The 9,735-nt window shown below is 72.3% G+C and carries 8 protein-coding genes; all 8 read left to right on the forward strand.

What is annotated here, in order from left to right; all coding sequences use genetic code 11:
• The first annotated feature begins 24 nt into the window (after positions 1-24).
• The 8 genes from M878_RS69785 to M878_RS69820 all read left to right on the forward strand — a co-directional run bounded on the left by M878_RS69785 (position 25) and on the right by M878_RS69820 (position 9,735).
• Entirely contained in the window at positions 25-387 is a 363-nt protein-coding gene (locus tag M878_RS69785) for an ArsR/SmtB family transcription factor (RefSeq protein WP_023548445.1), read from the forward strand.
• Positions 380-3,001, forward strand: a complete 2,622-nt coding sequence (gene mgtA, locus M878_RS69790; RefSeq protein ID WP_023548447.1) for a magnesium-translocating P-type ATPase — start codon at positions 380-382, stop codon at positions 2,999-3,001. The genes M878_RS69785 and mgtA overlap by 8 nt, the downstream gene beginning before the upstream one ends.
• 46 nt (positions 3,002-3,047) lie before the next feature.
• The gene (locus M878_RS69795) at positions 3,048-3,731 is read left to right on the forward strand and encodes a hypothetical protein (RefSeq protein ID WP_023548449.1); all 684 of its coding nucleotides are present in this window, start codon (positions 3,048-3,050) and stop codon (positions 3,729-3,731) included.
• 522 nt (positions 3,732-4,253) lie between these two features.
• Positions 4,254-4,643, forward strand: a complete 390-nt coding sequence (locus tag M878_RS69800) for a BlaI/MecI/CopY family transcriptional regulator (protein WP_023548451.1) — start codon at positions 4,254-4,256, stop codon at positions 4,641-4,643.
• A gap of 281 nt (positions 4,644-4,924) precedes the next feature.
• Complete coding sequence (locus M878_RS69805; protein WP_023548452.1) at positions 4,925-5,869, forward strand: M56 family metallopeptidase; 945 nt, start codon at positions 4,925-4,927, stop codon at positions 5,867-5,869.
• Between the two features lie 204 nt (positions 5,870-6,073).
• On the forward strand, positions 6,074-6,712 hold the full coding sequence (locus tag M878_RS69810) for a phosphatase PAP2 family protein (protein WP_023548454.1): 639 nt from the start codon (positions 6,074-6,076) through the stop codon (positions 6,710-6,712).
• A 185-nt stretch (positions 6,713-6,897) separates the two neighbouring features.
• Positions 6,898-7,818: an undecaprenyl-diphosphate phosphatase gene (locus M878_RS69815; protein ID WP_023548456.1), complete on the forward strand. Its 921-nt coding sequence runs from the start codon at positions 6,898-6,900 to the stop codon at positions 7,816-7,818.
• Between the two features lie 387 nt (positions 7,819-8,205).
• Complete coding sequence (locus tag M878_RS69820; protein ID WP_023548458.1) at positions 8,206-9,735, forward strand: LCP family protein; 1,530 nt, start codon at positions 8,206-8,208, stop codon at positions 9,733-9,735.

Here is a 9,735-nt window from a genome sequence, read left to right on the forward strand (position 1 = left end):
TAGAGGGCTGGACGGGAGAGGACAGTGACGGGGAACGTCGGTGGTTTCGAGGATCCGTCCGCCGAGGTTCTCGGCGAGGCGGCCGCCGCGTTCGGTCTGCTGGCCTCCGCCGCCCGGCTGCACCTGATGTGGGCGCTGTCGCAGGGCGAGAGCGACGTCACGCATCTCGCCGCCCGGGTCGGCGGAGCGTTGCCCGCGGTCAGCCAGCATCTGGCCAAGCTGAAGCTGGCCGGGCTCGTGAACTGCCGCCGCGAGGGCCGACGGCAGGTCTACTACGTCGGCGACCCGGACGTCGTCACCGTGGTGCGGGTGATGGTCGGGCAGTTGACGGCGCGGTCGCAGCACGCCCTCGCGCCGGTGCGCGAGCTGCGCGGGACCGGTGGCTGAGTCCACCGCGGCCTCGGGACAGGACGCCGGGACGCCCGGCCCGTCGGCCGTACACGCACCCCGGGGGCTGTCCGCTCCGACCGTGCTGGAGACGTTGCGCCGGCTGGACAGCGGGCCGCGCGGGCTGACCGAGGCGCAGGCCGAGGAGCGGCTGGCCCGGCTGGGGGAGAACATCGGCCCCGCCTGGCGCGCGGCCTCCTGGCCGCGGCTGCTCCTGCGCAGCCTGCGGGACCCGTTCACCGCGGTGCTGGCGTGTCTCGGGCTCGTCTCGGCGGCCGTCCTGGCCTGGAGCACTGCCTCGGTGATCCTGCTGCTCGTCGTGGTGAGCTGCGTCCTGCGGGCCTCCGGGGAGCACCGGGCCGACCGGTCCACGGCCGCGCTGCGCGAGCTGGTCGCCACCACCGCCACCGTGCTCCGGCGGGCCGACGAGGAGGCCGCACCGGCGACTCGCGAGTTGCCCGTGGCCGAGCTGGTCCCCGGCGACGTGATCCGGCTGGGGCCGGGCGACCTGGTCCCGGCGGACGTACGGCTGTTGCGGGCGAGCGGCCTGGCTGTGCACCAGGCCGCTCTGACGGGGGAATCCGCGCCCGTCGCCAAATCGGCCGACGACCTGCCTCGCGCGGCCGGCGGCGGGCTGTTCGATCAGCCGCAGCTCTGTTTCCAGGGCGGCAGCGTGGCCTCCGGCAGTGCCACCGCGGTCGTCACGGCGACCGGTGCGCACACCCGGTTCGCCGCGGCTCACGAGGGCCGGGCCGGCCGGCCGGAGGCGAGTGCCTTCGACCGTTCCGTCCACGGCATCTCCTGGATCCTGATCCGGTTCATGCTGCTGACTCCGCCGCTGGTGCTGATGGCGAACGCGACGCTGCGCGACCGAGGCCTGGAAACGCTGCCGTTCGCCGTGGCGGTGGCGGTCGGGCTGACCCCGGAGATGCTGCCGGTCCTCGTCACGCTCTGTCTGGCCCGCGGCGCCTCGCTGCTGGCCCGCTCGCACGGCGTGATCGTCAAGCGCCTGCCCGCCCTGCACGATGTCGGTGCCGTCGACATCCTGTGCCTGGACAAGACCGGCACCCTCACCCAGGACCGCCCCGTCGCCGACCGCGCCCTGGGCCCGGACGGCCGCGACGACCCCGAGGTCCTGCACTGGGCCGCCGTCAACGCGTGGTGGACCCTGCAGCTCGCCGACCTGCCGGAACCCGACGCCCTGGACGAGGCGGTCCTGGACGCGGTCGACGAGGACACGCTCACGGCGTACGACGGGGTCGCGGCCGTGCCGTTCGCCCCGGACCGCCGGCTCGCCGTGGCGGTCGTACGCACCCCCGGCCGGCTCGGCACCCACACTCTGGTCGTCAAGGGAGACGTCCAGGCCGTCCTGGAGCGCTGTGCACTCGCGGACGACGAGCGGGAACGGCTGCGCGCCCTCGCCGCCCGGCAGGCCGACGGGGGGGTGCGGGTCCTTGCGGTCGCCACCGCGGAGCGTTACTCCCGCGCGCGCGACTATCAGCCGGCCGACGCCCGGGGTCTGGTCTTCCGGGGCCTGATCACCCTGCGGGACGCGCTCGTGCCCACCGCCGCCGACGCCCTGACGGTCCTCACCGACCGGGGTGTCACCGTCAAGGTCCTCACGGGCGACCATCCGGGTACCGCGGTCCGCGCCTGCCTCGACCTGGGCATCCCGGTCGCCGCGGACGCCCTTCTCACCGGCGACGACATCGACCTCCTCGCGGACGCCGAACTCTCCGAGGCCGCCGGCCGTACGACCGTCTTCGCGCGCTGCACCCCGGAGCACAAGGCCCGGATCACCGAGGCGCTGCGCACCGGCGGGCACACCGTGGGCTTCCTCGGCGACGGGGTCAACGACCTGCCCGCGCTGCGCGCCGCCGACGTCGGCATCGCCCCCCGGGACGCCGCCGACGTGGCCCGGGAAGGCGCCGACGTGGTGCTGGCGGAGAAGGACCTCACCGCGATCGCGCACGCCGTCGCCGCGGGCCGGCACGCGGGCGGCAATATCGTCACCTATCTGCGCATCACGCTGTCGTCCAACCTGGGCAACGTCCTCGCGATGCTCTCCGCCGGTCTGCTGCTGCCCTTCCTGCCGATGCTTCCGGCCCAGGTCCTGCTGCAGAACCTGTGCTTCGACGCCGCCCAGCTCACCTTCGCCCATGATCGTCCCGCCCCCGCCGCGCTGCGCCGGCCGACCGTGCTGGACCCACCGGACCTGCTGCGCTTCATCACCGGCTTCGGGGTGCTCAACGCCGTCGCCGACCTCGCCACCTTCGGCGTCCTCGCGCTCGCGGTGCACGAGCCGGGGAGAGCGGCGGACGAGGCGGTCTTCCACTCCGGGTGGTTCACGGAGAACCTGGTCACCCAGGCCCTGGTGATGGTGCTGCTGCGCGTCGGCCGCAGTACGGCCGAGTTCCGCAGGCCGGGCCCGGTCGTCTGGGCCGCGCTGGCGCTGGCCGTCATCGGCCTGGCGTTTCCCCTCTCACCACTGGGTCCGCTGCTCGGCCTGACCGCCCTGCCGGCCGTGTACTACCTGCTGCTCACCGCCGTCCTGGCCTTCTACGCGGCGGCACTCGTGGCGGCCCGCAACCGGACCGCCTCACACCCGTCTTAATCCCCACGCGGTACAAGGGTGTCGGCCGACGGGCGAGAGGAGCGACATGGCGCAGACCCGGGCACCGAAGCGCCGGCGGTGGCTGGCCGTGCTGGTCTTCGCCCTGGTCGGGTACGTCATCGTGCGCGCGGCCGACACCCCGCAGGGCGATCCGCCACCCCACGGCAAGGCGTCGGCCTCCCCGCCGGGCCCGTCGGCCGGCTCCGCCACCCCGTCCCCGTCGCCGGCGACCGCTTCCTCGTCGTACGACCCCGCCGGTTACGCCACCCAGGTCCGCGCCCGGGCTCACCAGGCCGGTGTGAGCGCCCAGTTGCTGATGGCGATCCTCTACAACGAGGCGTACAAACCTCATGACCCGTCCTTCGAGCGGGCCTGGCAGAAGTACAAGCCGGACGCGGCTTTCGGCATCGCCGATATGCACCGCGCCACCTTCGACGAGGTCAAGCAGGGCCGGGACTTCGCCGGCCGGCGTTGGGAGGAGCTGCCCGACGACCGTGACCTCGCCGTCGAAGCCGAAGCCTGGTACCTGCACGACCTGGCGGCCCGGCTGCCGGCCCAGTGGCCCGCCCCGTACCCGAGGAACGACCTGCTGGCCCTCGGGTACAACGCCGGGCCGGGCAACATGCTCGCCTTCGCCCGCGGCGCGACCCCGGGTGCCCAGGCCCGGTCGTATCTGGACCGGCTGCACGCGAACTGGGCCAAGGCCGGCAAGGCCGTCGACGCGGGCTGAGCATCTGACTTGCCGCTTTGCGCAATAATCGAAGTTCCGTGGGGGCCGGCCCCCGGTATTCGGGGGAAGGACGGGCGTTCATGCCGGGCGGGGACTTTCGGCGTACGCGTGCTGCGAACCTGCGGCTGGGCGCTGCCGTGGCCGAGGTCGAGGGGATCTATTCGGCGTTATTGAGGGCCGGTTCACCCGAACGGCGCAGGCGGCTGCAGAGGGAACTGGCGCGTGCCGCCGGCCGTCTCGCCGATCTGGCGGCCGTGCCGCCCGCACCGCGGTCCTCGTCCGCCGGCGTGCGGCGCTCGCGGTGGGGACGCAGGCGGGCACTGGCCGAGCGCGGCGCCGCGTGGATCACGGAGCGGTTCGGGCAGAACACACACTGAACCCACCCGCCGCCTCCGCACCGTCCGGGCCCGCTGCGTACCTCCGGAGAATCCGTCCGGCATGGCACACTCGACGTATTGCAGCCTTTACACCGCCGTAAAAGTTGCGCGACGGCGAGAGACGGACGAGGAAGCGACGAACTCCATGGACGGCGACACACACGAGCGGGGCTCCAAGTTGCCGAACGGCGCGCGGGAGGCCGAGATCCTCGCCCTGCTGCAGCGGGCCGAGGGTGCGCTGACCCCGGGTGAGGTCACGGAACGGCTCGACGGCGAGCTGACCTACAGCAGCGTGGTGACGATCCTCACCCGCATGCACAGCAAGCAGCTGCTCACCCGCACCCGGCGAGGGCGGGCCTACGCCTACGCCCCCTCCACCGACGAGGCCGGGTTCGCCGCCCGCCGGATGCGCACTGTCCTGGAGGAGCGGTCCGACCGGCAGGCCGTGCTCGCCCGCTTCGCCGACGGCCTGTCCGACTCCGACGCCGAGCTGCTGCGGCAGCTCCTCGGCCCCGACTCCGAAGCCGGCCGCTGAGCCGTCGTCCGCCAGGGCCTGTCCGGCGGATCATGCCGGAATCGCGGAGCACGGCACGCCCTCCCCCGCCGCCTTGAGGGCGCGGGGCACCCCCAGCGGCGTTGTCGTCGGACACCGACTCCCGCACGCTCGGCTTCGCCCGCCGGGGGCCGTCGCGTCGCCGCCCTCCTCCGCCTTGCAGCTGGACGCACCATGCCCCGCTCACGTGTACTGACAAAACACCGTTGCCTGGAGCCGACCTGATCCGCCGGACAGGCCCTAGCACCTTCGAAGAGGCCCGGATGCGCATCCTCGTCTACCTCCCGCTGCTGCTGCCGCTGCTGGCCCCGCTGGGCGCCCGGCAGTTGTCGGAGCGTTGCGAACCGCGCCTGGCGACCTGGCTGCTCACCGTCTCCTCGCTGGTCCTGGCCATGGCCGGCATCATCTCGCTGGGCCTGCTGGCCACCACCGGCGTGACCCGCGTACCGCAGCTCGCCGGGCTCGGACACTGGTCGGCCGGCACCGCGCGGCGCGAGGACCCCACCGAGCTCTCCGTCGCCGTCCTCGCGGGGCTGCTGCTCGGCGGCGCCCTGGTCATGGCCGCCCGGATGCTCTGGCGCCGCGCGCGGGCCCTTGCCGCCGCCGCGCTGGACGCGGCCTGTATGCCGACGCGGGACGGGGTGGTGGTGGTCGAGGATCCGGCGCCGGACGCGTTCGCGCTGCCGGGGGTGCCGGGCCGGGTCGTGGTCTCCACCGGGATGCTGCACACGCTGGACGAGGGCGAGCACGGCATCCTGCTCGCCCATGAGCGTGCCCATCTGAGCGCGCACCACTACGCGTTCGTCGCCCTCGCTCAGCTCGGCGCCGCCGCCAATCCGCTGCTGCGTCCGCTGGCCACCGCCGTCGGCTATACGACCGAGCGCTGGGCCGACGAGTACGCGGCCACCGTCACCGGCGATCGCGTGCGCGTGGCACGGGCGGTCGGCAAGGCCGCCGTCGCCGCCCACGCCACCCCGGTCCGCTCCCGCCTTCCCGGCGCGGCCCTGGGCATCCTGGGCCGTCGCCGCAATCCGCTCGCCACCGCCGGCCCCGTGCCCCGCCGGGTGGCGGCCCTGCTCGCCCCGCCCCTCGGACGCCGTCCCCTGCTGACCGCGGCCACCCTCGCGGTCCTGCTCACCGCCGTCTGGTCCAGCGCCGAGGCCGCCCACGACCTCCACCAGCTGCTGAAGACGATCGGCGTCCGGTGAGCACCGCCGTCTGACGGCTGGCGCCGTCGTCGCAGGGCTCACGCCGGGCGCACGCCGGCTGACCGGCATATGCCCTGTTCACGGCGTGCATCGAGATCCCGCACACCTCCCGAGATTTTACGCGCGTGTAGATGTTAAGGTGTTGTTCACCATTCCGCATCTCGGTGTTATCGCGGTATCCGCCTGCCCGAAAGCCCCCGCCTGATGACCCCTCACGCCACGGCGTACCTCGCCCTCGACGGCTCCCGCATCGACGGCTCGCTCTTCACGTCGGTCACCGACTTCGCCCGGGACACCCCCTGGCTCAACGCCCCGATCGCGCTGACGACCAACCTCGGCCTCGGCGTCTTCGCCGTCCTGATGCTGATCGGCTGGTGGCGGGCCCGCCGCCGCGACGACTCCGCCATGGCCACGGCCCTGGCCGCCCCGGCGGCGGTCGTGGCGGCCTTCGGCTTCACCGAGGTCGTCAAGAAACTGGTCGCGGAGCCCCGCCCCTGTCGCGCCCTGCCGCACGACTTCTACGTCAACAGCTGCCCGGCGCCCACCGATTACGCGTTCCCCAGCGGCCACACCACCACCGCGGCCGCCACCGCCGCGGCCCTCTTCCTCCTCGACCGCCGGCTCGCCGCGATCGCCGCGGTCTGCACGCTCCTGGAGGGCTTCACCCGTGTCTACGTCGGCGATCACTACCCGCACGACGTCCTCGGTGCCATCCTCATCGCCGCACCTGTCGCCCTGGCCGCCGGCCTGATCCTGCGCGGACTGCTCCGCCCTCTGGTCGCCCGCCTGCGCACCGGAGGCGTACTCCAGCCGTTGCTCACGGCCCACTCCGCCGCCCGGTGAGCGCCGAAAGCCTTCCGGGCGCCGGCTCCCCGAGGCGTGACATGAACAGTGGGCGTTGGCAAAGTGAACACATCGCGCCGCTTGACCTGACTTTTACACGCGTGTAATAGGTTTTGGTTGGCCGGAGCCACTGCAAGTGTTGTCCGGAGCCCGGCCCCGCGTGCAGTTCGAGTCGAAGGCCAACCATGTCCGTCCTGACCTACCCCGAAGCCGTGGGCGTCGGCCTGCTGCAAGGCGTCACCGAGCTGTTCCCGGTCTCCAGCCTCGGGCACAGCATCCTGATACCCGCCCTCCTGGGCGGGCACTGGAAACACGACCTCGACGTGTCCGCCGACGGGTCTCTTTACCTCAACGAGCTGGTGGGCCTCCATCTGGCCACCGCGCTGGCGCTCGTCGTCTTCTTCTGGCGGGACTGGGTGCGGATCATCCGTGGACTGTTCACGTCGGTCACCCAGCGGCGGATCGAGACCGTGGACCAGCGGCTCGCCTGGCTGATCGTCAGCGCCAGCATCCCGGTCGCCGTGGCCGGCGTGGCGCTCGACAAGGTGTTCCGCACCACGCTCGGCAAGCCCGTCCCGACGGCGATCTTCCTGGCCCTCAACGGCATCGTGCTGTTCGTCACCGAGCAGTTGAAGCGCGGCGGATCAGGCCGCAGGCGCGCCGGCGCCTCCCTCACCGCGGAGGAGGAACGCCTGAGCCCGGACGAGCTGTCGGACCAGCGGATCACCCGGATGACCATGCGGGACGCACTGACGATCGGCGCGGCCCAGATCCTCGCCCTCTGCCCCGGCATCAGCCGCTCCGGCTCCACCATCAGCGCGGGCATCTTCAAGGGCCTCAACCACGAGGACTCCGCGCGCTTCGCCTTCCTGCTCGCCACGCCGGTGATCGGCGGCGCCGCCCTGCTCAAGCTGCCGCCGCTGCTCGGCTCCCAGGGCGACGGCCTGCGCGGCCCGCTGCTGGCCGGCAGCGTGGCCGCGTTCGTGGCGGCCTACCTGGCCACGCGTTTTCTCGTCAAGTACTTCGAGAACCGGACCCTGATCCCGTTCGCCATCTACTGCTCCGTCGCGGGACTGGGCAGCTTGGCCTACTTCACCCTCGCGTGACCAGCCGCCGATTCCATGAGATGCCTCACCTGTGAATCGCGGCATGGCCGGTGCTGCCAGGGCTGTGGGTTTGCTAGATTGCGCAACTACGCAATCGAGGCGTCGTACCTGCTTCGCCTGCCCGTACACCGCCGCTGACGCCGGCCGCAGCACGACGGCCCGCCCGGCAGGCCCGACCGTTCATGGGAGTGGGAGATGGGCGACCCGTGGGACGGCCCGGGCGGCCAGGCCACACGCAGCCGCACGCGCCAGGTGTCCGGACAGCGTAAGGCCGGGCTCGACGGAACACGTCCCGCGGGAAGCAGGGCCGCGAGCCGGGCGGCGTCCCGGGCCCGTGGTGGGAGCCGGTCGGGGCGCCGGGCTCGTCAGGCGGGTCGTGCCCGGAAGGTGCTGAAGGGTCTCGGGATCGGTCTGTCGGTCGTCATCGTGGTCACGGCCGGTGCGGGCTGGTGGTTCTACGAGCATCTGAACGGCAACATCCACAGTCTCTCCCTGGACGGCAAGGGCGGTACCGAGAAGGCCGACGCGTTCGGCCGTACCCCGATCAACATCCTGGTCATGGGCTCGGACGGCCGCACCAGCGCGGAGGACTGCAAGCTGGGCGGCGGCTGTTCGAAGACCGGCGTGCAAAGCGGCGAGGGAAACGCGGACGTCGAGATGGTCGTCCACATATCCGCGGACCGCTCCAACGCGACGGTGATGAGCATCCCGCGGGACACCATGACCCAGGTCCCGGCCTGCAAGGACAGCGAGTCGGGTCAGTCCACGCCGGGCTACTACGGCCAGATCAACAGCGCTCTGTCCTACGGTCCGGCCTGCCAGGTGGCCACCGTGCACCAGCTCACCGGCATCCCCATCGACCACTTCGTGAAGCTGGACTTCTCGGGTGTGGTGAAGATGTCCGACGCGGTGGGCGGTGTCCCCGTCTGCGTGAGTGACGACGTCTACGACACCTACTCGCATCTGAAGCTGTCGAAGGGCACGCACACCCTCAAGGGCGAGGGGGCGCTGGAGTTCGTCCGCTCCCGGCACGGCTTCGGCGACGGCAGCGACCTGGGCCGTACGACGACCCAGCACATCTTCCTCAGCGCGATGATCCGCAAGTTCAAGAGCGCGGGCACGCTCACCGACCCCACCGCCGTCTACGGCCTGGCGGACGCGGCGACCAAGGCGCTGACCGTGGACGACGGCCTGGACAGCGTGAACAAGCTGATCTCGCTCGCATCGGACATGAACAAGGTGCCGACCAAACGGATGACGTTCACGACGATGCAGACGGCCTCGGACCCGAACAACAAGGACCGGGTCGTGGTGGGCCCGGGCGCCAGGACCCTGTTCGCCACCATCGCGGGCGACCAGTCACTGACCACCGGCTCCGGTCAGAAGGCCGCGGCCGCCTCGGCGACCGCGAAACCCGCCGCCGGCGCCGCCCCGCCGGTACCGGCCGCACAGATCGCCGTCACGGTCGAGAACGGCACCGCGGTCACCGGCCGCGCCTCCGACATCGCCGCCGCGCTGACCGGCCAGGGCTTCAGCACGGCCACCACCACGGCCAACGCGCCCAGCCCCGCGACGAGAACCACCCTCACCTACGGCACCGGCCAAAAGGCCCAGGCACAGACGGCCGCCAAGGCACTGGGCCTGTCCCCCGCGCACCTGGAACAGGGCACCGGCACCGGCCTGACCCTGGTCATCGGCAGCGACTGGCCCAGCGGCACCAGCTTCCCCGGCGCCACCTCCCAACCCGCGCCCGCCGACACCAAGACCGCCGTCGGAGGCGCCCACGCCTCCACCGCCGACCAGGCCAAGACCTGCGCCAAGGTCAGCCCCTACAAGACAGTCAACCTCGACGGCGTCCCCATGACCCCCTCCCAGGCCTACACGGCAGCACGCGGCAAACCCGACTCCGACACCTGA

Source organism: Streptomyces roseochromogenus subsp. oscitans DS 12.976 (assembly GCF_000497445.1).
GTDB classification, from domain to species: Bacteria; Actinomycetota; Actinomycetes; order Streptomycetales; family Streptomycetaceae; genus Streptomyces; species Streptomyces oscitans.

Coding starts and splice junctions, on each gene's coding strand:
- M878_RS69815 (WP_023548456.1), top strand. CDS start 6,898: ATGTCCGTCCTGACCTACCCCGAAGCCGTGGGCGTCGGCCTGCTGCAA.
- M878_RS69800 (WP_023548451.1), top strand. CDS start 4,254: ATGGACGGCGACACACACGAGCGGGGCTCCAAGTTGCCGAACGGCGCG.
- M878_RS69795 (WP_023548449.1), top strand. CDS start 3,048: ATGGCGCAGACCCGGGCACCGAAGCGCCGGCGGTGGCTGGCCGTGCTG.
- M878_RS69805 (WP_023548452.1), top strand. CDS start 4,925: ATGCGCATCCTCGTCTACCTCCCGCTGCTGCTGCCGCTGCTGGCCCCG.
- M878_RS69810 (WP_023548454.1), top strand. CDS start 6,074: ATGACCCCTCACGCCACGGCGTACCTCGCCCTCGACGGCTCCCGCATC.